22 protein-coding genes are annotated in these 23,861 nt (G+C 45.8%); 5 read left to right on the forward strand and 17 right to left on the reverse strand.

What is annotated here, in order from left to right:
• Positions 1 to 200: 200 nt before the first annotated feature.
• The 3 genes from ACIFSR_RS06250 to ACIFSR_RS06260 form a co-directional block, all read right to left on the reverse strand.
• Complete coding sequence (locus ACIFSR_RS06250; protein ID WP_339206304.1) at positions 201 to 1,577, reverse strand: sensor histidine kinase; 1,377 nt, start codon at positions 1,575 to 1,577, stop codon at positions 201 to 203.
• Entirely contained in the window at positions 1,574 to 2,254 is a 681-nt protein-coding gene (locus ACIFSR_RS06255) for a response regulator transcription factor (RefSeq protein WP_339206303.1), read from the reverse strand. The genes ACIFSR_RS06250 and ACIFSR_RS06255 overlap by 4 nt, the downstream gene beginning before the upstream one ends.
• A 147-nt stretch (positions 2,255 to 2,401) precedes the next feature.
• Complete coding sequence (locus tag ACIFSR_RS06260) at positions 2,402 to 3,220, reverse strand: protein-glutamine gamma-glutamyltransferase (protein WP_339206301.1); 819 nt, start codon at positions 3,218 to 3,220, stop codon at positions 2,402 to 2,404.
• 181 nt (positions 3,221 to 3,401) lie between these two features.
• Here ACIFSR_RS06260 and ACIFSR_RS06265 point away from each other — a divergent pair, with 181 nt between their 5' ends.
• From ACIFSR_RS06265 to ACIFSR_RS06275, 3 genes are read left to right on the forward strand one after another with little or no spacing between them, the layout of a single operon-like run.
• Complete coding sequence (locus tag ACIFSR_RS06265; protein ID WP_430055839.1) at positions 3,402 to 3,926, forward strand: hypothetical protein; 525 nt, start codon at positions 3,402 to 3,404, stop codon at positions 3,924 to 3,926.
• A 23-nt stretch (positions 3,927 to 3,949) separates the two neighbouring features.
• Positions 3,950 to 6,109 (forward strand): ABC transporter transmembrane domain-containing protein, encoded by a 2,160-nt coding sequence (locus tag ACIFSR_RS06270; RefSeq protein WP_430055841.1) that lies wholly within the window; start codon positions 3,950 to 3,952, stop codon positions 6,107 to 6,109.
• 17 nt (positions 6,110 to 6,126) lie between these two features.
• Positions 6,127 to 6,648, forward strand: coding sequence for a GNAT family N-acetyltransferase (locus ACIFSR_RS06275; protein ID WP_430055844.1), 522 nt, complete (start codon positions 6,127 to 6,129; stop codon positions 6,646 to 6,648).
• Between the two features lie 229 nt (positions 6,649 to 6,877).
• On the opposite strand, the gene ACIFSR_RS06280 is transcribed toward ACIFSR_RS06275, so the two are convergent.
• The 6 genes from ACIFSR_RS06280 to ACIFSR_RS06305 all read right to left on the reverse strand — a co-directional run bounded on the left by ACIFSR_RS06280 (position 6,878) and on the right by ACIFSR_RS06305 (position 13,426).
• Entirely contained in the window at positions 6,878 to 7,261 is a 384-nt protein-coding gene (locus ACIFSR_RS06280; protein WP_430055847.1) for a GNAT family N-acetyltransferase, read from the reverse strand.
• A 106-nt stretch (positions 7,262 to 7,367) separates the two neighbouring features.
• A complete protein-coding gene (locus ACIFSR_RS06285) occupies positions 7,368 to 7,913 on the reverse strand; it encodes a GNAT family N-acetyltransferase (protein WP_430055849.1) in 546 nt (181 codons plus the stop codon).
• Positions 7,914 to 7,917: 4 nt separating this feature from the next.
• A complete protein-coding gene (locus tag ACIFSR_RS06290) occupies positions 7,918 to 9,708 on the reverse strand; it encodes an ABC transporter ATP-binding protein (protein WP_430055852.1) in 1,791 nt (596 codons plus the stop codon).
• The gene (locus ACIFSR_RS06295; RefSeq protein ID WP_430055855.1) at positions 9,705 to 11,468 is read right to left on the reverse strand and encodes an ABC transporter ATP-binding protein; all 1,764 of its coding nucleotides are present in this window, start codon (positions 11,466 to 11,468) and stop codon (positions 9,705 to 9,707) included. The genes ACIFSR_RS06290 and ACIFSR_RS06295 overlap by 4 nt, the downstream gene beginning before the upstream one ends.
• A 282-nt stretch (positions 11,469 to 11,750) precedes the next feature.
• Positions 11,751 to 12,530 (reverse strand): Cof-type HAD-IIB family hydrolase, encoded by a 780-nt coding sequence (locus tag ACIFSR_RS06300; RefSeq protein WP_430055858.1) that lies wholly within the window; start codon positions 12,528 to 12,530, stop codon positions 11,751 to 11,753.
• A 446-nt stretch (positions 12,531 to 12,976) separates the two neighbouring features.
• Positions 12,977 to 13,426 (reverse strand): SRPBCC family protein, encoded by a 450-nt coding sequence (locus ACIFSR_RS06305; RefSeq protein WP_430055861.1) that lies wholly within the window; start codon positions 13,424 to 13,426, stop codon positions 12,977 to 12,979.
• 117 nt (positions 13,427 to 13,543) lie between these two features.
• On the opposite strand from ACIFSR_RS06305, the gene ACIFSR_RS06310 reads away from it, so the two are divergent.
• A complete protein-coding gene (locus ACIFSR_RS06310; RefSeq protein WP_339206283.1) occupies positions 13,544 to 14,350 on the forward strand; it encodes a helix-turn-helix domain-containing protein in 807 nt (268 codons plus the stop codon).
• 176 nt (positions 14,351 to 14,526) lie between these two features.
• Positions 14,527 to 15,348, forward strand: a complete 822-nt coding sequence (locus ACIFSR_RS06315) for a hypothetical protein (protein ID WP_430055864.1) — start codon at positions 14,527 to 14,529, stop codon at positions 15,346 to 15,348.
• A gap of 65 nt (positions 15,349 to 15,413) precedes the next feature.
• Here ACIFSR_RS06315 and ACIFSR_RS06320 read toward each other — a convergent pair whose 3' ends face one another.
• From ACIFSR_RS06320 to ACIFSR_RS06355, 8 genes are all read right to left on the reverse strand, one after another.
• A complete protein-coding gene (locus ACIFSR_RS06320) occupies positions 15,414 to 16,994 on the reverse strand; it encodes an ATP-binding protein (RefSeq protein ID WP_430055866.1) in 1,581 nt (526 codons plus the stop codon).
• A gap of 272 nt (positions 16,995 to 17,266) precedes the next feature.
• Positions 17,267 to 18,394, reverse strand: a complete 1,128-nt coding sequence (locus tag ACIFSR_RS06325) for a copper amine oxidase N-terminal domain-containing protein (RefSeq protein ID WP_430055868.1) — start codon at positions 18,392 to 18,394, stop codon at positions 17,267 to 17,269.
• Between the two features lie 86 nt (positions 18,395 to 18,480).
• On the reverse strand, positions 18,481 to 19,617 hold the full coding sequence (locus ACIFSR_RS06330; protein ID WP_430056212.1) for a bifunctional cystathionine gamma-lyase/homocysteine desulfhydrase: 1,137 nt from the start codon (positions 19,615 to 19,617) through the stop codon (positions 18,481 to 18,483).
• Position 19,618: 1 nt separating this feature from the next.
• Positions 19,619 to 20,542 (reverse strand): PLP-dependent cysteine synthase family protein, encoded by a 924-nt coding sequence (locus ACIFSR_RS06335; protein WP_430055870.1) that lies wholly within the window; start codon positions 20,540 to 20,542, stop codon positions 19,619 to 19,621.
• 188 nt (positions 20,543 to 20,730) lie between these two features.
• Positions 20,731 to 21,147, reverse strand: a complete 417-nt coding sequence (locus ACIFSR_RS06340) for a hypothetical protein (RefSeq protein ID WP_430055872.1) — start codon at positions 21,145 to 21,147, stop codon at positions 20,731 to 20,733.
• Positions 21,148 to 21,185: 38 nt separating this feature from the next.
• Positions 21,186 to 21,896, reverse strand: a complete 711-nt coding sequence (locus ACIFSR_RS06345) for a glycoside hydrolase domain-containing protein (RefSeq protein ID WP_430055874.1) — start codon at positions 21,894 to 21,896, stop codon at positions 21,186 to 21,188.
• 227 nt (positions 21,897 to 22,123) lie between these two features.
• Complete coding sequence (locus ACIFSR_RS06350; protein WP_339206257.1) at positions 22,124 to 22,798, reverse strand: methionine ABC transporter permease; 675 nt, start codon at positions 22,796 to 22,798, stop codon at positions 22,124 to 22,126.
• Positions 22,788 to 23,816, reverse strand: coding sequence for a methionine ABC transporter ATP-binding protein (locus tag ACIFSR_RS06355; RefSeq protein WP_339206255.1), 1,029 nt, complete (start codon positions 23,814 to 23,816; stop codon positions 22,788 to 22,790). Before ACIFSR_RS06355 ends, ACIFSR_RS06350 begins: the two co-directional genes overlap by 11 nt.
• Positions 23,817 to 23,861: the final 45 nt, after the last annotated feature.

The raw sequence follows: 23,861 nt of genomic DNA on the forward strand, positions 1-23,861 counted from the left end.
GAGCTTCACAAAGCATGTAAATGACATAAAACTAACATAAGATTAAACAATTAAAAACCTTTTTTTATTCATGTTACAAGATTTGCAACCGAATAACCTCACATAAAAGATACATATTTACAAAATAAAAATACCTCATTCCCCTTATTTTTAAAGGAATGAGGCATTTTCTATATTGACAACGATAATTACATAAAAACTTATGCTCGTGGAAGGGTAACGGTAACCGTTGTTCCAACTGCACGCTTGCTTTGAATCTCGATACTGCCTTGATGCAAAGCCACCAATTTCTGCACGATAGAGAGTCCAAGCCCGCTGCCTGAAGTAGCATCATTGCGAGCTTTGTCCGCCTTATAGAAACGGTCAAAAATGAATGGGAGATCATCCTCTGATATGCCTGTTCCCTGATCTTCGATGACAACAGTAATGACGTCGCTCTCCACTATTTTAATGCTGATCGGCTTGCCTGCATCCGAAAACTTAATGCTATTGGCAATCAGGTTTAACCACACCTCATAGAGCAATTCTTGATCAGCATGGATCGTCGTATCCGGCAGTTCAAGCTCCAAATGCAAATTTTTCTCCGACCATTGCCACTCGAGTGTAATTAACAGCTGGCGCAGCTGTTCGTCTAAGCGAAAGCTTGTCTTATGGAGCGGCTTATTATCCTTGTCGAGCGCAGCAAGTGTTAGAAGCTGCTTGCTCATACGGGATAGACGCTTGCTTTCTTTTTCTATAATGGCCATATAGCTGTCCGTCTGCTCCGGCGTCGTTTCCTTATCGAGCACTGCCCGAGCCAATCCCTGCATGGACGTAAGCGGCGTCTGAAATTCATGCGAGACATTCGCCACAAATTCTTGCCGCATCTGGTCCAGCTGCTTAATCGCCACCGACATCACCGAGAAGTTGCGTGCCAGCTCGCCGATCTCATCCTTGCGCGAGAGCTGCAGCCCTGCTTCAAAATCACCTGCAACAATCTTTTTCGTTGCTCTCGTAAGCTCGTTGACCGGTTTCACAATAAGGCGCGATAAGAACACAATTAACAGCAAGCTGATGACGAAGGTAGCACCGATCAATATCGCTGCAATAATACGTATCTCGCCAATTTGCTGCTGCAAGTCAGGGCGGATAAACAGCGCTGCATACCCATCCTGCGTCTGAACTCTCATACCTGCTGTGTTCAAAACACTATTTTTGAAATAAGAGAACAGCTCCAGCCGTCCCTTCTGCTCCTCCAGCCCCCGATAAATAGCTCCGTCAAGCACCGAATGCATTTGCTGCTCGCTTAGCGTTCCATGCTTAAACGGCGAGCCGTAGGCTTGTCCTTGCAAATTGTCATGAACCAAATAAATTTGAAAGCCAAGTGCTGCAATATGTGTCAGATAGCTATCCAGATCCATTTGCGGATTTTGCTCATATTGGGTGCTGATGTTTTGTGCGATTGCGATCATTTTATGCTCATTGCTGGATTGCTGATTATTCTGGTAGTAAAGCCCCGTAAATAGCAAGCCTAGAATGAGGCTAATCATAGCGACCATCACAAACGTGAACACAATTCGAACATACAGCGACTTCATCCCTCATGCACCTCCAGCTTATAGCCGAGACCCCTGATCGTTGTTATCGTGAAATCGTCCTGACAATCCGTGAAGCGCTCGCGCAGCCGTTTGATATGAACATCAACCGTGCGGCTGTCTCCTTTAAAATCAGCGCTCCAGATGAGCTGAATAAGCTGTTCCCGTGTATAAATGCGGCCCGGGTGGCTTGCAAGCTGTGACAGCAGCTCGAATTCCCGCAGCGGCAGAGTTATAACTTCATCGCCTATTTTAATTTCATAGCCTCTTCGATCAATGGAGACGTTCCCGAGCTTGATAACCTCAGAGGATACAAGGCGATAGCGGCGCAGCAGCGCTTTTATACGAAACAAAAGCTCCTTTGGCTCAAACGGCTTAACTAAATAATCGTCCGTCCCGGAGTCAAACCCTTGCTCCTTGTCCTCCATCTCCGCTCTTGCAGTCAGCATCATAACAGGAATGTCATAATGCTCTCTGATTTCGCGGCATAGCTCGTACCCATTTTTACCGGGCATCATAATATCGACGACAGCAAGATGTACCTGCTCGTTCTCAAGCAGGATGGACGCTGCTTGTCCATTTTCCGCTTCAAGAACGACATAGCCGTCTTTTCCCAAAACAAAACGTAAAAGCTCCCGAATAGAAGGATCATCATCTACAATTAACACATGCATTCTCATTGGCTTGCTCCCTACAAATGATCATATTTATCATTGCTGTTTTCATTATACTCCTTCATGCACGCCAAGCGAAAACACCTGTATTCGAGAGCAGCAAACGCATCTCCTACAGGTGCCTTTTCATAAATTTCAAGGATACGAATCATTTTAATATCTAGCCGAGCCCGTGCCTATTCTTGCCGCAATGCCGAGCTGTTCGGAACCGCTTCCCCCATCCCACCAAACGTCCCTAACGTTTAAGCCTCGCAAATATTCATAATCGGGATGGACCACAATATCCTGCAAGTACGCAGATATAGAGGCATTCTCATAGCGCATGCGATTCAGCGCATTAATGATGTCTTGGCCGGATTCAATACCGATGCCATGGCCGAAATACAAATCATCATCCAGCATGATGACATTCTCACCTTGCCATTCCGGTGTATCCGGATCATGGTGAGGGTTCTTGAAGTAGAGCGCGTCGCCGGGATAGGCTTCATTTTTATCATAGGTAGTTATTAAGCTTAAATCACGGTCGTATTGCCAGTCTCTTAAAAACAGGTTTTTAAAATAAGCGTTGAACACGGCATCGCCAACCGTATCAAGCACTGCCTTATAAAAGATAATAATAATGGCGCCTGCACATTCAAAACCGTACAAATGTCCATTTTCAAAAATATCGTTAATGCCAACCGAAGGCAGTACGCCTCCCTTTAGCTGAAAGCCGCCGTTTTCTGTACGCGTCCAGTATTGCTCATTGCATTTTGACCCTGCGAAGGTCGCAAAGCTCACTCCACTGGCATAAAGCGCTTTGGCTGCTTCAACCGTATGCATGCGCGTTTTCAGCTCAAATTCGAGCGCATCAACCGATGGATAGCGATAGACAACCTGGCTTTTCTGCTTCTCCTGCAGTATTTTTCGTTCAATCTCCGATAACGTCAAAGGATTAATCGAAAACGTAGGACTACCCGCAACAAGTATCACCTTAGTTTTCCTCCATTTCATTCCAAATCGATTAGGTTATTGTACGTGTAAATTGAAAAAATGTGAGTATGGATGCGGAATAGGGACGCTGCAAATGTTGTCGAATACACAATCAATCTTCTGTTCATTGTCAGATCATGGTATAATTTGGTCATTATCTTGAAAGAAGGTAATTAAGCCTATGAGCTATTATTTCAACATTTGCTCTACTGCCAAGTATCAAGAGGCCTACATCACTTTTTTGCTGGAACATTTCGTGCAGCTAAACCTGCCCTATTCCTTTCCTGTCTCTCTCAGCTACCTTTCAAGCCCTCTGTTTATGGAAAAAGAATCTATTCTATTTCGCAATCCCGATGATGAAATCATAGGCGCAATAGGGTACATACACGGCACTGGAGATCAAAACTATGAAAATGAGCATATCGTCCAGATTCAGACGGTTTATATTAAGGAAAGCTATCGCAACAGCCGATTGTTTCTCCAGGCTTCACAGTTTCTCGCTCAGTACTTAGCGCAGTTGAAACAGCCTGTTACAGAGCTTCGGTTCTGGATACCCGCACAGCCGAATCTTCAGCGCCTTTGCGCGAAGTCAGCTAGGAAAGTGGCGGTTCAGGATACGGATCATGGCGTTATTGAAGAGTATGTAATGGATTTCACCCATTGGCACGATGATTTGATGAAATACCCTCATGAAATTTATTTTTAAGCTCAGAAGGAGCACAATCCGTCATGGTATTTATTGTTCTTAAGCACTTAGCAGGCTATATTCGCGCCTACAAGCCTCTGGCTATATTTTTTTTCGTTACGCTATTTTTGGATCTCATCTTCATTTCATTAGCACCATTGAGCTTTCAATTTCTAATCGACAAAGCCATCCTTCCTAAGGATCTGCATGCCTTTTCTCTTATCATCATCATTCTGGCGGCTAGCGGCATCTTCTGCCTCAGCGCTGGCGTTTTCAGCGATTATGCTCTTGCCAAGCTGAGTGCAAGGGTGCAGCAGGATTTGCGCAAGCAATTATTTGAGCATATGCAGCAAGTGAACCTCGCTTTCTTCCAGAAGACGCGCTCAAGTGAGCTGCTCTCCTATTTCACAGTCGATCTTCCTGCCATTGAGCGAGCAATGAATGCAATTCTGACGGTAGGAATACAATCATTTTCCGTTGTAGTCATTAGCACCGCCGTTTTGTTTTATTTGCAGTGGAGTATGGCACTAGCCATATTGTTTGGGGCAGCCCTTATTTTTGCCGGTCCTTACTTGCTGGGCGCTCGCGCACAGGCCATCAACGTCGCTCATAAGGAGCAACTCGATCATTTAACAGGCGACATACAGGAAAACATTAGAGCGCAAAAAGTAGTCAAAGGTTTTAATCTCCAGCAGGCGATGACACATAAATTTGTGGGCAGACTGCAAACGATGTATCTCATTCACTATCGAAAAAATGTGATTAACGCTCAGCTGGAGCGAATTCCGCTGATCAGCTTACTCCTGATCAATTTATCCATTATTGGGCTTGGCTCTTATCTCGCACTTCACGGGCATATTACGATCGGGGCTTTGGTTGCCTTTTTTACGATGTATACTTCAATGGGGAATTCCGTTTTTAATTTAACCGCAACGATTCCAGTCTTTACGGATGCTTCCGTCAGCATTGAGCGAATGAACAAGCTGTTGCAAGCGCCTAAGGAAACAACAGGTAAAGCACTTATGACGAGCCCCCTAAATCATTTGCCGGATATTCGTTTTTCAGACGTTTCCTTTCGCTATAACGAGGAGCAGGAAGCACTTAAAAAGATAAATTTACATATTAAAGCTGGAACCACAGCTGCATTCGTAGGCTCTAGCGGCTCTGGCAAGAGCACGCTCGTACAGCTGGTGCTGGGCTTCTATGACCCAAGTGCAGGTCAACTCGAAATCAATAGTATTCCCATGCAGGAACTAAGTCGAAGCTCTTACCGAGATCAGCTCGGCGTTGTATTTCAAGATAACTTTCTCTTTCGAGGTTCCATTATGGACAATATTCGCATCAGCAAACCAACGGCAACGAAGGAAGAAATCATAGAAGCTGCCAAACAAGCTGAAATTCATGTGTTCATCATGACGCTGCCAAATGGTTACGATACGCTGGTGCTGGATGATGGGTCTAATTTGTCTGGAGGGCAGCGGCAGCGGCTCGCCATTGCTCGCGCGATATTAAAAGATCCCCAACTATTATTGTTGGATGAAGCTACCTCTGCGCTAGACCCGATAGCTGAGGCATCTATTAACCGTACATTTAGGGATTTGTCACGCAATCGAACCGTTATAACCGTTACGCATCGTTTATCTTCTATAACAGGTGCAGATTGCATTTTTGTGTTTGATAAAGGTGAGCTGGTCGACATTGGGGCTCATGAGGAAATGCTTGCACGCGGAGGCTATTATAAAGAATTATGGGAAAAGCAGAATGGTATGCTGATTTCAAATAGCGGGCAGGAAGCTGATATTGATGAGGAAAGGCTTGCAAAGCTTCCTTTCTTTCAAGGTATTGATAACGAAGTACTGAAAGAAATTCGTAGCCTGTTCAACACAGAGACATTTAGCGCAGGCCAACCTGTCATTCATGCCGGAGATCAGGGTGAGAAATTTTACTTAATTGCACGCGGCCGGGTTGAAGTATCACGCAAGGACGCAAATGCGATTGATGGAAAGCTTCGACTTGCCATATTAGAGGACGGAGACCATTTTGGTGAAATTGCTTTGCTTAACAATGTGCCGCGTACAGCCGATATCACAGCCATTACGCCTTGCGTGTTCCTTACCTTGCAGCGGAAAGGGCTTCATTACGTGTTATCTAAACATCCTGAAATCAATAACCGAGTCAGGCAAACGCTTAAGGAACGAAAATAGAAGGAGGTTGCTTATCGATGCTTGCGCAGTACCGCGTTTGTAAGAATGATGCTGATTTAGCACAGTATGCTCTATATTTCATCAGGCATCGCACCGACTTCAGCAGCAAGTTTTCGCTTCCGGATAGCTTATATCATATTTTACAGTCTCTACAGCAATCCAAAGTAATGCTAATCCTAAGCCTGGAGGGCGACACGATTGGATGGGCGCATTATAGATATTTGTCTACGGAATATGAGCCTGTTCGCGAAGGGGAAATTGCTTTCGTAGATTCCGTCATTATAAACGACGCCTATCGAAGCGGCCGATTGTTCATTAACGGCTTTCGTTTTCTAGCAAACCATATCGCTGCAGAGAATCCGAAGGTCCGGACATTTGAATTTCACGCGCTTGCAAGCCATGCCTATCTGAACAGACTTTATTCCAAATTTGCGACTATAGTAGGACAAAGAGATGGGTACCATGAAATAGAAAATGCCTATTCCACTGATTTCAACCAACTTCTTCACTACTTAAATCGAACAAAAAATGACAATTGACGCCACTTTATTCCATATGTTACTGTGAATATATTCTATTATTAAAGGAGGTCTTTACATGTATCCACCAAGAATAAATGCAAACAATAAAACCGACCGCAAACCACTTCAATTTTCAAACCTGCTTAAGCTGAATGAACAAGCTAGAGTAACTACTGCGAAGTAATCGTTATAGGCAGCAAAAGAGCCATCCACCTTTGTAGGTAGACAGCTCTTTTTTTGTTGCTTATTAGTTGGACAATCCGCCTCTTGCTGCACCCGCTCCGCTGGAGCTGTACGAATCGGAATATTCCGTGTTTGTTTTATCCCATACATCCTCATATGCTGGATTCCGCTTGAACTCGGCTAACGCATAGGAGCAAGAAGGAATAATCCGTCTTCCCTTCTCCCTAGCCTCTTCTACTACAAAATCAAGCAGCTGCCGCCCCAAATGCTGGCCACGATAGTCGCCATCCACATACGTGTGGTCAATGACCCAGGTGTCTACGTCGACCATCGTGTAAGTGATCTTACCGATCGTTCCTTTGGTTGTTGTCAGAACGTAGCTGTTGCCTTGCTTTTTTGCCAATATTTCCTCTTCTACTTCGCCATACAAGTCTCTATCTGTATCCATTGTTGCCTGCACCTCCTAGAAAGCTGTTAGTTATAGCTTCTTATGGTCAAGCTATCGGTCTACTACTTCTTACCCCGATAGAGGAACAATGAATCGTATGGACAATCTATTTGCTATTTTCCGAAGAGGAATTAGGCGCTTCCTTCACCATGTATAACACTAGTTCATCGTCGACACGAACCATGCTGCCGGGCTTCACAATTACATTCTCGTACGAAATTCCTCTACCGTCAGGAATATAGCCTCTGCGAGCGTAAATGCGCTGTGCACTGCCATAGCTAGGATAGAGCCCTACACCGATGCCAACAATTCCGTATTTTTCAAATGCGATCTGCTCAATGCCATCCATCAAAGCATTTCCAATCCCCTTGCGCCGCAAGGCTGGGATCACATCAAAATTGTTTATTTCAGGAATGTTGTTTTGCTGAAAATAGGGATAATACGATTGTGACAGCAGATGCAGCCATCCAGCGAACTGACCCTTGTAGAAAGCGACAAGGGTGACGCGCTGTCCCGTTTTATTTTCTTCCCAGCATCTTGCAATATAATCTAATCGCTTACTAATATCTTGATGTTCAATCGCATGAAAAATGACATTGACATCATTACTTTCCATCGCTCTTATTTGCATGTCTTCACGCAATTCGATCATCCCCTTACTCTTCTGCTGCTTCCATATTTTCTTCTTCCCATAACAATCTCATTTCCGCTGAAACCGCAAGCAAATGCTGTAGACTGCCTTGCGCTTCTATTTTCCCATTTTTCATGACGATAATATGATCGGCACGTTGCAAAGCGGCTTTGCGGTGGGAAACAATCAAGCATGCCGCATGCGGCGTCTGTTCCACTCGTTCCCAAAGCAGCTTCTCTGTCGTCACATCCAGCGCACTCGATAAGTCGTCAAATACGAGCAGCTCCGGCTCACGAACGAACATGCGGGCAGCCGCTGTACGTTGTGCTTGACCGCCAGACAGCTTCACGCCGCGTTGTCCAATCATCGTTTCGAGTCCATGCTCAAGCTGCAAAATATCTTTGTCCAGCACAGCGGTGTGAATGGCTTTCTGCGTGCGGCTTGGTATATCTGGCATACCAAGCAATATATTCGTTTCAAGCGTTTCGCTAAACAAATTAGGAACCTGCGAGGTATAGGCGCTGCGCGGCGGAACAAAAAATGAATCCGGATCTGCTACGCGCTCGTCATTCCACCAAATTTCTCCCGCCTGAGGAGGCAGCAGCCCAAGTACAGAGCGGAGCAGCGTTGTTTTGCCAGAACCTATTCGCCCCGTTACAACGGTGAAGCTGCCTCTTGTCAGCTCCATGCTTATATCTTCAATTCCTCTGCCGGAATCCTTATACCGATAGCTGAGTCCCCGTACTGAAAGCGTACGAAATGGAGCCTCCTCCTGCTCCTTTGAAGCGCGATGGTTTTCAGGAAATGCACCGCCCAGCTGCAATTGGGTATGCTCGGTAAGCTTTTCGGTTGATGCGCCTTGCAGCAACTGCACCATTCGCTTAAACGAAATGCCTGTTTGTTGCAGCGTAGCTAAAAATCTGCCAAAAAACGCAGTGAAATCGGTCACGAACGTTAAATAATAGACGAATAATGCAAAGTCACCAACGCTCAGCTCCGAGCGCTGCATAGCAGAAGCGCCCAGCAGCAAAATAAATCCTGTTCCTATATTCACGATATTAGAAAATACCGAATCAAGTATAGAGGTGAATAATCGATCCTTAAGCGCAGCCTGCCTGCGCTGCCCATTCAATAAGCGAAGTCTGTCGATAAACCGTTTCTCCGCGCCAGCAAGTTGAATGGCCTGCACCGAGCTGAACATTTCACCGACCATACCCGTAACTTTGCCCGTAGCATCGCGGCTGGTGGCACGGTAGGCCTGCAGGCGCTTGGAAGCAAGCTGGGTGACTGATACAACGAGTATAAGCGGCAGAAATACATAACAAGTAATGCTGACGTTAACCCGCAGTAAAATGAAAATTGCCGCTGCCGCAAATAACAATTTGCCAATGAAATCAAGCGTCCAGCTGATGGCATCCTCTGCTTGATTGGCATCGTCGCGAAATTGTGTGACGGCTTCGCCTGGCGATATTGGAATGGCCGCCGCTGCCGGCTGACGCAAAATCCAGCGCAGCATGTTCCACCGAAGCAAAGAGCCCATACTAAAGCGGTGGATCGTATCCGTCAAAGCACCCGCATAAATCGTAACGATTCTCGCGACAGCTACAGCCATTAACAAGATGGCTAGATTTGATGCGCTAAGCGACCAGCTGGCATGACCTGTGAGCGAATCAAAAAATTGCTGAATGATTAAGCCGGGCAGCAATGGGAATAGATGAATGGTCGCCCAAAGGATAGCATTGGCAGAATAGAGAACCGGGCGATAGCAAATAAGCCGCCACATGGCTTGCACCGTTGTCATTTCTTTGCTGTTCATACAAGCACCTCCACAGCGCCGGTTTGCAGTAATTGGTATAGCCTTGAGCTTGGATCAGCCGCTAATTGCGATCTATTGCCGGATTCCACAGGCGTTCCAGCATCTAAAATAAGGATGTCATCCGCTCGTTTTATTGTTGCAAGCCGGTGGGCAATAATAATGGCAGTGCGCCCTTCAAGCAGCTTATCGATCGCTCTCTCAATATGCGCTTCCGTAGCAGGATCGAGCCTTGAAGTCGCCTCATCAAGAATGACGAGACCCGGATTAGAGAGAAAAGCACGGGCAAATGCAAGCAGCTGCGCTTCTCCAGCCGACAAACCGCTTCCTCCTGAGGCCAGCTGAGTATCAAGCCCTTCGCCAAGCGAAGCTAACCAGGCGCCCAGCCCTAAATCTTCTAATACATCATGCAGCCGCTCATCCGAAATTGTTGGATCGTAAAGCGTGAGATTATCTCGCACGGTCGCTTGAAACAGCTGAATATTTTGAGATACCATCGCAATTCGGCCTCTCAGATCAGATAACGAATAATCCCTAATATCTGTTCCGCCCAGCTCAATAGACCCTGCCTTCACATCATAGAAGCGAACAAGCAGTCTGGCCAACGTACTTTTGCCGCTCCCCGTTCGTCCAAGCAAACCGAGCACTCGGCCGGGCTGAAGATTAAAATCGACATCGTGGAGCACTCGCTCCCCGTCTCCGTCCTCACCTGTGTAAGCGAATGCGACATTCGAAAAGCTTACTGAAAGCGCGCCTTCAGGCATATCAGCCGCTATCTCTTTCTCTTTTAGCTTCGATTCCGTAGCGAATAGCCCGCTAACCCTTACAATGCTAGCATCCGCCCGTTGTAAATCTTGAATTTGTGTACGGATTTGCTCAAGCGGATGATTGAGCAGCTCGGTATACGTAAAGACCAAATAAATCGTGCCGAGGCTCATCGAATCCGTTGTCCACAAATATGCGCAATATAATAACGCAAGTGATCGGCCAAGCGTAAATACAAAAATAGTGGATACCCACATCGAATATCCGCCTATGCTTGCTTTCAGCGTAATCGGAAATATTTTGCGGAGCAGTCCATGAAATCGCCTCATCACAAATTCGCTTGCTCCATTTGCGCGTGTATCCTCTGTTCCCGCCAAATGCTCGCCAACAAACCCATAAAACTCCGCTTGCACTTCGCTTGATTTCACCCAAAATGGCGAAAAAGCCGTTCGTATTCGTTGAAGCACGAATATCGTCAATACAACGAACACCGTCATGCCTGCTCCTAAGCGCCAATCCTCGCGAAACATTAACACGAGTACACCTGCTATGAGCAGCAGATTCGCAACCAGCACAAATATGAAATTGGAGAAAAAATGCGACAGCTCATTCACGTCGCCATCGATCCGCTGAATTAACTCACCGCTCGTTCTCTCCTTATGAAAGCTCTGATCGAGGTGCAAGCAATGCTTCGCCAAATCACCTCTTAGCTCATTCGTTGCTGTCCAGCCGACTTGTTCTCCAATATAGCCTGAGGAAACGCTAGCGAGCTGATGCATAAGCGCAACCGTAATGAACAGCAAAGCGCTGCCGATAAGATCATTAATCTGAATGCCAGGCTGCAGCGCGCTATCAATAAAATGCCGTATGATTTGCGGATTCCAAAGCTGCAAACCAATGCTGGCAAGCAGCAGTACAGAGAGCAGAACGAGCTTGTGCCGCTCATGTTTTAAATAAGTGCTTAACAGTCTCCAATATTGTTTAATGGGGATATTCATTTTCTATTGCCTCCAAACACACCATCCATATATTTCATATTTATCTTAAAATGAGGAGAGGACTGGTGGCAAGGTAAAGAACAGTTATAGCTGCTTAGCACAGAAAGCGATTTTTAAAGGTTATAACGGGTAAGGGGCTAAAAAGGAAGCGAAAGGATTCCGCCGTTTCTATCTGAGGATGTAGATTCATGCAGTTACTAATAAGAAAAAGCTAACGCTATAAGTACGCGCCAGCTTTTTTTGTTCACTTCTATTTTTGCATATATTCACACAATCTTAGTCTTATCCCTTTAACAAACCAGCCTTGATTAATCCGTTGCGAATCCCCTGATCATCCACATGCGTTGTTACATAATCTGCGAATGGCAGCAGGTCTGGATGCGAGTTGCCCATTGCGATGCCTAGGCCTACTGTCTCCAGCATTTCAATATCATTCAAGCCATCGCCAAAAGCGACCGCATCGGCAGTCGTATAGCCGAGTTTCTCGAGCAATGCCTCAATTCCTTGAGCTTTGGAGCCGCCTGCGGGAAGAACATCAATCGCTTGAGGGTGCCAGCGAATAAGCTTCAGCTCGTCATGCAATCCATCATACAGATGCTCGTCGTGGCTCTCACAGTGTAGAAACACTTGGAAGATATCGTCCGTTTTCCAAAATTCCGGATTATAGCCTGGCAGATCTACCTTTAATGAATTTACCGAATCTATAATAAAGGGATGATCCTCTTTGTCCGCAAAAAAGTTATGCTCCCCTTCAAATACGAGTCCATGATTATGCTCAGCTGCAACCTTTACAAGTCGCTCCAAACGGCCTTTTTCGATCTCTCGTCTATATAGCGGAGTTCCTTTGTACACAACGTATCCGCCGTTTAGACATACGAATGACTCGATGCCGAGCTGCTCAGCAAGCGGCTTTATAAAGTAAGGCGCTCTGCCTGTTGCAATAACCGGCTCCACTCCACTTTCCTTCAGCTCCGCAATAGCCTTGATCGTATCTGCCGGAATTTCCTTATGCTCATTAATCAGCGTGCCATCGATATCAAAAAAAACGATTTTATACCCCATTCTCTGTTCTCTCCTATCCGTAGTCGCAGACGTATGACGCCTGTCCTTTTTATACAGTATAAAGAATTAAGCCATGAAAAGAAATCTTTCGCCTTATTTTGCAAGCTCTACCCGCCATGAAAAGCCTTGCCTCACAGCGCGCAGCATGCAGCATGGCACTTATCATCTAACGGACATAGAATCCGCTATTTCATGAAATATAGGTAAAAGTGGCGGGGTAACGGACATACGATACGCTAAACGGGCGGATTGGGGTGTTAAATGAGCTTTTTAACCCAAATAAGGGCCTATATGTCCGTAAGCTTAGCAATAAGTGGGGAATTTCGCAAAATAACGCATCTCATGTCCGTTGACCTTATTGTTCTTGAGAGTTTCGACTTGCGTTTACCGAATTCAACAAAAAAATAGCACCAGCGGGTGCTGATGCTACTAAATTTTTAATATCGTTACCAACCATAATCCAGTCCCTTGCCCGTCTCAACAAAGGTTTTCAAATTGCTTAGAATCATCCACCACTGACTATCCGTCGTTGGAATCGAAGGATGGTCTTCAGTAAATTGGTCATTAACCAAAGTTAGCTTCGTCGTAGCCCCAACCTCTTCTAGCGTAAAAGTGATCCTTGACTCCAGCTCTGCATGATTCGACCGATAAGAAGGACCTGGATGCTCCAAAAAGCTAAGTATTTTGCTTGGCTCATATGCTAAAATAGTACCATAGATATGAACGGTTTCATCGCCTTCCGTACCTGGCCCAACATATTTAAGCGATGATCCTACTTCGAAAGTTGATTCAATAATACAGCCAAAAAATGTTTGACGCGTTCCCTCAGGCGATACGAATGCATCCCATACCTTCTCGGGCGCTGCACCAATATAAAACTCATATTTAAACTCCATGTGTTACACTCCTTTTTCTATTTAAAATGGTTGATGTTTTCTACTTGTAGTATAAAACTATCTGCTAGGATCGTATTGTAAAAACGCGACAAAATGATCAATAGGAGTGATATAGAAATGAACACTATCGACCAAAAACGCAGTTTGGGTATTTTACAGCGGAGTGAGAGCGAGAAAAAATTTCAGCTTTCCCGTTACGCTCCTTCCGAACCTCTCCTTCCATTCATTAAGCATTACTGGATAATAAACTGGGATTTAGAAGGCCATGCTCCTTATTTTCAGGATGTCGTCCCGAACCCTTGTGTCAATCTCGTTATCGAAGACCACCAAAGCGGCATTTATGGCGTTGCCAGTCAAATGTATACGAAAAAAATTGAAGGCAAAGGACGAGTATTCGGCATTAAGTTTCAGCCTGGCGGTTTTTATCCTTTTCTAAACTCGCCTTTAGCAGAGCTTACGGACCAAGCGTTGTCGATTCAAGCTGTTTTTGGGACGGAAGCTAGCGTGTACGAGCAGCAGCTAAGGTTGGCAGCAGATCCTGCCGGCATGATCGCACTTACCGAGGCCTTACTTCTAGGTCAACTCCCGCAGCCGGATGAGTCGATTACACTCGTCAATCAAATCATTTCACGAATACACGAGGATCAAGAGATGACCAAGGTAGAGCAGCTATGCGAAACCTTCGATATTAACAAAAGGAAGCTGCAGCGCCTCTTCAGTCAATATGTCGGAATAACGCCAAAGTGGGTGATTAAGCTGTACCGGCTGCAAAATGCGGCAGAAGCGATCGATAAGAGCACTCATTATGATTCACTTAAGCTCTCAGCCGAGCTTGGCTATTATGATCAATCACATTTTATTAAGGACTTTAAATCCATTATTGGGAAAACGCCTGATGAATATGCAAAGCGACAAGCTTTGTAGTTTGCCTGCTGCTTAGCCAATTTGACTGAGGCTTGAATGATCCTGTATATTTATAAAAATCAATAAAATAAGCACGGCTTACGATGGAAGCACCCGTAAGAGCAGGCGTATACCGCCTATCTTGCAGGTGCTTTTTTTGCGTTGTTTGCCCAAAACCAAAGGAGGTTTTATCGATCATGCCATCTGCTTCCAAATTAACCGTAGTTTTGTTTGCGCTCTTGCTTGCGTTTCTCAGTCCAGCTACTATTGCTGCCGCACCGTTTGAATTCAGCGTTACTGCCAAAACAGCTTTTGACAAAATGAAAGGAACCGCGGATAAAGGTACCTCTGCCAAGTTAACGTCTCAATACACGGAATTGCAAGAAATTCAGAAGCTGACCCTTGATTGGGATGTGCGGATAGACAAGCTCCATTACCAAAACGAGGAGACCGTTCTCGCTACTCGCAAGCGGATTAAGGAAGTTGGCGCAGAGAAGCTGTTTCAGCTAGAGGCAGCTGTCGCGCAAACCAAAAAGAAATACGAAGCCCTATTTAACCTTTATGATTCCTTGAATCAACAGCTGAGCCTTGCCAAATCGTTCAAAGATAAATGGCTTACGAATGCGCTGAAGCCGCAGGTCGAAACGACTAAAGCTGCCGTTCAGCTCGCCAAACTTGATATACGCAGCAAAGAAACAGCGCTTAGAACAGCCAAAGCGAGCACCGCCAAAACGATTAAAGATTTGCGAGAGCTGCTGAGCGGCATCGACCCGCTTAAGGTGAAAATTAAAGCATCCAAGAGCACCATCAGCAGTATAAAGAAACAGTTCACGACGGAGACATCCATTTTGAATCAAGTGTTGAAAAAAGGCGATTCAACTGCAACGTCAAGCTCTTTTACACGCATGCTCGCTTACACAAAGCAAATTAACGAGCAGAAACAAAAAACATACAACTATGAGCAGCAGACGATGAGCATTATAGCTAAAGTCGACGCGCAAATAGCAGCTATCAAGTAAGTAAAGCACAGCAAAAAAGCGCGTCTCGGCATCCGAAACGCGCTTCCATCTATGATTCGTCATCTTTATACAGTAGGGAGCCATACCTCAACAATAGTACCTACACCAAGCTCGCTGGACAACGATAATCGTCCCCCATGCGACGATACTATTTTATCTACAATCATCATGCCTAAGCCGTTCCCGTCCCGTCTTGTCGTATGGAACGGTTGTCCAATACGCCGCATCACTTCATCCGTCATACCTACGCCGTTATCGATAAATTGAATGCGTTGATAATTGTCCACCACATCGAGCTTAATGTTAACTTCTCCGCCGAAGGGCAGAGCTTCCATACAATTTTTTAAAATATTTAAAAATACCTGTTTGACTTGGTCACGGTCGCATAGAATTTTTGTCTCGCCTACTTTTGCGCTCCGTATTTGAATGCCGTTCATCTCAAATTGAAGCTCGAACACCGATATGACCTCTTGTAAAATAACATCACAATCTTCTTCCTTATACTGAATCGCTTGCGGCCTTCCCAATATTAAATATTCGCCCACAATCGCATTCATCCGCTCCAGCTCTGACATCATCAAGTTGTAATGATGGGGGTTCGTCGTTTTGCTGGACAATTGAAGCATGCCTTTTACTGTAGTCATAGGATTGCGAATCTCATGTGCGATGCTGACAGCCAGCTGGCCTGCAAACACAAGCTTCTCACTATTGCGAAGCAGTTCTTCCGCGATCTTCATTTCCGTAATATCCCGCAAGCTGCCGACAACCCGCGTAAGCTGGCGCTCGCTGTCGTAGATAGGAACCACATCCAGCATGTAGTAGCGCAGCTTCTCTTCAACTAGAATAGATAGCTCGATTCCTACACAGGACTCACTGCGTTTCATAACACGTTCAAAATAAGTACCAATGATGCCGACTTCAAATACACTTGTGCCTAAGCAGCCATTTTTTTCATGATCCGAATTGTTTAATATCGCAGCGCAGTATTTGTTTATTTCTACAATTGCACCCTGCGCATCGGCAATAATGACACCATAATAATCCGTTTCCAGTAAAACCTGATTTAAGATTTGAAGCTGTGTATTGTGTTTACGGAGCAGCAGCTCTCGCTCGATAGAATCAACGATTGTGCATAAAAGTGCAAGCAAATGAGGATGGGCAAACTGAATTTCCGTCATGATCGAAATCGAACCAAGCAGCTGACCGCTGTCCTCCATAAAAAAAGGAGCTGTATAACAAGCTAGCTGATGCAGTACTTTCTGATAATGATCTTCGCCTACAAGCTGAATAGGCAGCTGTTCACGCAAACATAGATCAACCGAGCTCGTACCGATCTCTTCACAGTATCGCACGCCTTCAACAATACCTAGCTGGCGCACCTGATTAATAATAGAAGCATTTCCTCTGAACTCAAGGATATACCCCTCATTGTCTGATATGGCAAGGAAAAAAGGGTCATCTGCAACGGTCGATAAAAATTTTTCAACAAACACGCTGATAACTTCAATCGTTTCTTTATAATGGCCCTGCTGAGCTTTAAGCTCCGCATCCGTAAACCGCTGGGTAAATATAGGCAGTTCATCACGATTAAGTCCATACCGCTCGCATTTTCGATGTGATTCTATGATTAAATCGTTATTTATCATATGGTATACCAATTAACCTTTCCAGGACAGCTAGCTTCCATTTTGTTGGACATTATCCAATATTCTAGTTTAACCTGGCATATTCCTTCCCAAATTCATTAAAAATCACTTATTATCTACAATAATCTCCAAAATCAGCGTCGAGACCCCAAAAAGCGACATTCCTTCGTTCGAAATTTGCACCAAATCAATCCTAAAATAAAAAAAAGCGATGCTTAATAGTTAAAAACCATTAAGAAATCGCTTTTTTTCAATGTTTTGCAATGTTATGATTAGCCCTTTGGCGAAAGCTCAATTTTCATGTCATCAAGGTACAAAGTTGTCAGACCCTCATAGCCGGAGTCGCTGCCCACAATGACATAAAGCTCACCCTTCTCGTTGGTTTGCAATGTTGCCGTATAATCCATGGCGACTGGCTGAAAGCCTTTTAGCGAATCATCCGGCTGCACCATGTTTCCAACGATCTTCATATCTTTACCTTCGGTCTTCTGATTGCCTTTATCCAAATTCATTCGATAGTAATGATCACCACCGCTATCAACCTTGACAGCTTGAGGCTCATTGCTTACAAATCCTGCTTTAATGCTGACAGCCTCTCCAGGAGCTCCGCCAACCCCCATCATACCGCCCGATTGATCCGTATACAGCTTAAAGGATAATGATGCTTGATATACCGTATTTGGCTTCAGCCCATCGATCTTCTTCGTCGCGAACATGAACAAATCATCGCTGCGATTCATCCCTTTAAGCTTCAGTGCGTAGTTGGTCTTGTTATTCGCAAGGGGAAGCAGTTCTCTAGCATATTGCAGCTCGTAAATATCCGGATTGTAGTCTACTGGCAGATCGGCAAAAGCTCCCTTCCAGCCTTCCTCGCCCTGGTCAAAGTTATAATGGAGCGATAGCGCAGCCTCACTCGTTTGCACGGTAACTTTTTTCTGCTTCGCGTCCCAGCTCGTTTTTGCTCCTAACAGCTGTGCTACCATTTTTGCTGGTATGAAGGTCGTGCCTTTAATAACAACAACTTTGGCAGGCAGCTTCACGTTTTTAATGAAGCTCCCAACTACCGCATCACTATTCTGAGTGAGAGTCACCGCAAGTCCAGCACGAGTTAAAATAATCTGTTTCGCTGCCGCATCCAATTGAATGTTTGCTTGCAATCCCTCAGCCAATGCTCTGACAGGGACCATCGCAATGCCATTCTGTAAATAAGGCGCCACCGCAAGCTTATGCTCTCCGCGGTAATCAATCGATTTGGTACTTCCTATTTGAAATTGAAGAGGAGCAGGCGAAACGGCTGAAGCGCCATAAGCGGTTGCTCCGCTAGCTGCTGCACTAAGAAATAAAGCGGACGAAAGAGATGCTATCATGAGGTTTTTATTTAACAATTGTTTAAAGGCCATTTGTCTACCATCCTTTGTTGTTAGTCTTTTGGTGCGTACCCAAACTAACGAACAAAGATGAATATAAGTTGCATATGGCTAATTTTTTATGACTTAAGACTCTGCTCCAGATCTTCAAGCAAATCCTCGCTATCTTCAATCCCGACTGATATTCGCACTAAACCATCCGTAATGCCAAGCTGCTTCCGCCGCTCGCTTGGTATAGATGCATGCGTCATTCTCGCGGGAACGGAAATAAGACTCTCTACAGCACCTAAGCTCTCGGCAAGCGTAAAATATTTCAACTTTTTGATCATCGCAGACGCTTTCTCCGCGCTGCCTACGTCAAATGATATAATGCCGCCAAAGCCGCGTGCCTGCCTCTTCGCAAGCTCATGCTGCGGATGGCTCGGCAGCCCCGGGTAATAGATGTTTTGAATGGTTTCCAAACGCGATAAATAAGCGACAATTGCCTCAGCATTCTCTTCATGAGCTTCCATGCGCAGGCCAAGTGTCTTCAACCCTCGGATGAGCAGCCACGAATCCTGAGGACCAAGCACGCCTCCCGTCGCATTTTGCACAAAATGTAGCTCTTCCCCCAGCTTATCGTTGCTCACAACAGCAAGACCAGCGACAACGTCGCTATGCCCGCCAATATATTTGGTAGCAGAATGAAGCACGATATCAGCGCCTAGTGTTATCGGGGTTTGCCAGTATGGCGTGCTGAACGTATTGTCCACAATGAATAGCAGCTGCCTAGCTTTGGCCCAAGCGGCTACACCTGCAATGTCCGTTACTTTAAGCAGCGGATTCGTCGGCGTTTCCACAAACAATGCTTTTGTATTTGGCTGAAGCGCCTTCTCCATATCTTCTAGGCTCGTCGTATCCGCAAAGGTCGCTTCAATCCCCAGTCGGCTCAGCACCTTCGTCACAATGCGATACGTTCCCCCATACACATCATCCGTCAAAATAATATGATCGCCAGCGCTCAGTAGCGAAAACACAGCGTTAATCGCTGCCATGCCTGAGCTAAAAGCAAAACCTCTTGCACCTTCCTCTAAATCAGCAATATACTGCTCCAGTGCATGACGCGTTGGATTGCCCGTACGTGAGTATTCATACCCTTTATGAACGCCGATGTCGTCCTGTTTATAGGTGCTCACTTGGTAAATGGGAACGCTGACCGCACCTGTAAAAGGGTCAAAGGGGCTGCCTCCATGAATGAGCTTTGTTTTTCGCCTCAGCTTAAGCACCTCCGTTGTAAATCTGTTTGCTTAAGTACCGCTCACTGCCATCTGGAAAAATAGTAACGATTCGGCTGCCGGGCGCAGCTGCTTCCGCTTCAAGCAGCGCAGCATGCAGAGCGGCGCCCGATGAGCTGCCGACAAGCATTCCTTCGAGCTGCGCCAGCTCCTTCACCCTTGCAAAAGCATCCTCATCCTTTATCGTATGAATGGCATCGAAATAGCTGCTATCCATAAATGGAGCCAGCTTCTCCACACCAATTCCCTCTATCCTGTGCGGCCCTAGTGCTCCGCCGCCAAGTATGGAGCCTTCCGGCTCAACAATAACCGTCTTCACCTTTGGGCTCTGCTCCTTCAAATACTGCGCTGTTCCCATGAAGGTGCCCCCCGTTCCCGCTCCGGCAACAAAAACATCAACCGCACCGTTTAAATCATGCCATAGCTCAGGGCCTAACGTTTTGTAATAGGTTAACGGATTTGCTGCATTAGAAAACTGCCTTGGCGAATAGGAACCGGGTATTTCCTTCATCAGCTCTTCCGCCTTCTGAACTGCGCCTGCTATGCCAAGCTCTGTTGGCGTATTTACAACTTGTGCGCCAAGCGCCCTCATCAATTGCTGCTTCTCTATGCTGAATTTATGGGGGACAACAAAGATCGTCGATACTCCCCGTCCGATTGCCGCCAATGCCAGACCTATTCCCGTATTGCCTGCTGTCGCTTCGATAACGGTTCCTCCGGGCTTCAGCTGTCCGTTTGCGAATGCGGCATTCAACAGCTCGACACCAAGCCGATCCTTGACGCTTCCTCCCGGATTTTTATACTCAAGCTTCGCATAAAGCGTTACACCTTCCGGCAGCGCAAAACCTGTAAGCTCAACTAGCGGCGTATTGCCAATTAGTGCGTGGATATTGTGATACAACGCCATTTGCAATCCCTCCCACGACTCCTATTTCCTCCTACGCGCATCCTTTACTCGGGCTATACTCTTCATCATATGAAGCTGCTTCTCTTTGTGTCTATGTCCCGTAAGCCTACTTTTAGGCGTTATTCAAGCCTATAAAAAAGGGATGCTCCTCAAGTAGAAAAGTCTACTTAAGGAGCATCCCCTTATCATTAAGCCTCGCTCAGTCCCCACCCGATTGCATGTTTTGTCGTCTGTTCAAGCCACTCATTGCTTGCGAAGTTTGGAATGTCCTTTGTTACCGTAAGCGTCGACTGTCCTTCAAAGCCGGGATGTGGGCAATATACAGCCGTGTTCTCCCACTTCTCCGAGCCATTTCTTCTAAAAAGCAAACGGTATTCATACAACCCCGGCTTAATCTGCTCTGACACCATCTGAACGGTCTTCTCAAAGGAAAATGTCGTGCGATAGCCTTCCAACTGGCTCATCGTACCTGCCATGAGAACAACGGGCTCCGCCCGTTCCACCTCGCTCGAAGGATGCAAAATCAATTCGTATTCCATGCCCGGCTCGCCATAGACAATAAGAAGAATAGGCAGTCCCACAACAGCAATTTTGGGCGCTTCCACAAATACAGGCTGATGTGTCGGCAGGATCAAAAATCAAATTATACGGGCTCATAAGCAGCCTCATTTTTCATTAAGTATGACAAAGAATTACTTAGTGTTACCGACCCTGCGGGCGCGTCCACCATATGGAATTGAAGCTTCGCTCCAGCCGCAAGCTGATCATGACTGATCGACACCTTATGCCACGATTCGCCGTTTACACTCAGTTTATCCCAATATGCATTTTTAGCGCCGTTGTTCACCGCTTCAATGACAAGCTCCTTGCCGTTCTCCAATTGAATGGTCACTTTACGGAACAAGGGGCTGCCCATGACATATTCCGGAGTTCCGGGACAGAATGGATACATCCCAAGCGCACTCCATATATACCAAGAGCTCAAGCTCCCATTATCCTCATCGCCAGGCAGCCCATCAGGCCTGCTGCTGAATAGCTTCTTCATCGCTTTTCTCACCCAATATTGCGTTCGAGATGGCTTGCCGATTACGGTATAAATATAGGGAATATGGAAGCTAGGCTGATTGCTAATGGCAAATTGGCCGAAATCTATCGCAGCCATTTCCTCCATCCATTTCATAAACAGCTGGGCGTTTTTGTGCTGCTGGCCTGTATATTGAAGGGAAAGCTGACGCTGCATTTCCGAGCTTCTGTTCTCCATGGTCCGAAATACGAGCATGCTGGACAAGATTACATATAAAACAATGACCGATAGCAAAATAATTTTCATTTTCTTATCAAGCGATCTGAACACCGTATCCCCTCGTTCCCCAGTTGTCCTCATTTCTATTTTAACGCAAGCTATAATGAAGCGCTTTCTTTTATTGCCCATCGATAGTACCATACAAGCAGCTTATAAAAAAGCCGTTAAAGCTGCGAAATGGTTTGCAATCGCAGGATGGATGGATAAACGAAAAAAAAACTCCCGATTATTTCAGGAGTTCATTCGCAGAATGTGGGCAGGCCGCTAAAACGTCTCAACTAATGCTTGCGCAGCTTCTTCGATATGCGATTTCCCGCTGACTGCATCAGCTGCACGAGCAAAATAAGAATAATGACGCAAACGTACATCACGTCGGGCTCCCAGCGCTGGTAGCCGTACCTAATCGCCACATCCCCTAAACCGCCTGCGCCAAGTACACCCGCCATCGCTGTTGCGCCGATTAATCCAATCGTTGCGATGGTTAAACCAAGCACGATTCCAGGTCTTGCTTCCTTCAAAATAACCCGCCAAATGATTTGCCGGCGCGAAGCTCCCATCGCTTGAAATGCTTCAATCACACCGGGATTTACCTCCAGCAAAGCCGATTCGATAAGCCTCGCAATATAAGGCGCAGTATAAAAGACAAGCGGAACGATTGCTCCTCTCACCCCGATTGTCGTATGCACAATCCATTTCGTAATGGGAATGATCGCTATTAAAATAATGATGAACGGGACAGACCGCAGCACATTGATGACTGCGTTTAACAGATGATAGAGCACCTTGTTCTCATAAATATGATTTGGGCGCAGCACGACTAGGCAAATGCCCAGAAACAAGCCAATAATAGTGGAGAAAAACAAGGAATAAACAACCATCGCCGCCGTTTCCCCTAGCGCTTCTGTGTATAGATCATGGTTCTCGGCGAGGCTTCTGAAGAAGCTATCCAGCATGCTTAAGCACCTCCACCTGCATTCCGTTTTGTACCATGTATGCAATTCCTTCTTCTATGGCAGTCGATTCGCCCGGCAGACTAATTAAGAGAAAACCAAATACGGTATCTTTAATTTTCGTTATATTTCCGTACAAAATGCTTGGCCGAAGCTGATAGCGCAGCGTCAAATCTGCGAGTATAGGCTCGCTTACCGTATCGCCAATGAAGGAGATGCGAAGCAGATGCTTTGGCTCTGCAGGGTGGTTGGCTTTGTAAAGCAGCTCCTGCGGCAAATCCGCATCAAACACGCTTTTCGTAAATTTTTTGGTCGTATCCGTTTGCGGTTTCGTAAACAGCTCCAAAATAGAGCCCTGCTCTACAATGATGCCGTTCTCCATAACGGCTGCTCGATCGCATATCTTTTTCAATACATACATCTCATGGGTAATCAACACAATCGTAATTCCATAGGAACGATGAATGTCGAGCAGCAAATGCAGGATTGAATCGGTCGTCTGCGGATCAAGTGCTGATGTCGCTTCATCGCATAACAAGATTTCCGGCTCGTTGGCAAGTGCCCTTGCGATCGCCACACGCTGCTTCTGCCCTCCAGACAATTGAGCGGGGTAGCTGTCACTTTTATCCGCAAGATCCACAAGCTTCAGCAATTCGTTTACCCTTGCTTCAATTTGTTTTTTGGGGGCACCTGCAAGCACGAGCGGAGCGGCTATATTCTCATAGACGGTACTCGACATAAGCAAGTTGAAGTTTTGAAAAATCATCCCGATTTTCCGCCGCATAATGCGCAGTTCCTGCTCGCTAAGCGATGCCAGATCCGTGTTGTTTATACGTATACTGCCAGCAGTCGGCCGCTCCAAATAGTTGATACAGCGCAGAAGCGTACTTTTGCCTGCTCCGCTGTAGCCGATAATGCCGAAAATTTCCCCTTTACGAATATGCAGATTCGCGTCCTTAATTGCATGAATGTTCTGTTTGCCCTGTTGATACGTTTTGCTGACATTTTCGATCCAGATCACTGTACAACCCCGCCTCTGCTAAAATGTTAAAAAGGTCTCTTCATC

Origin of the sequence: Paenibacillus sp. NRS-1760 (assembly GCF_050467785.1) — a bacterium.
Classification (GTDB): Bacteria; Bacillota; Bacilli; order Paenibacillales; family Paenibacillaceae; genus Pristimantibacillus.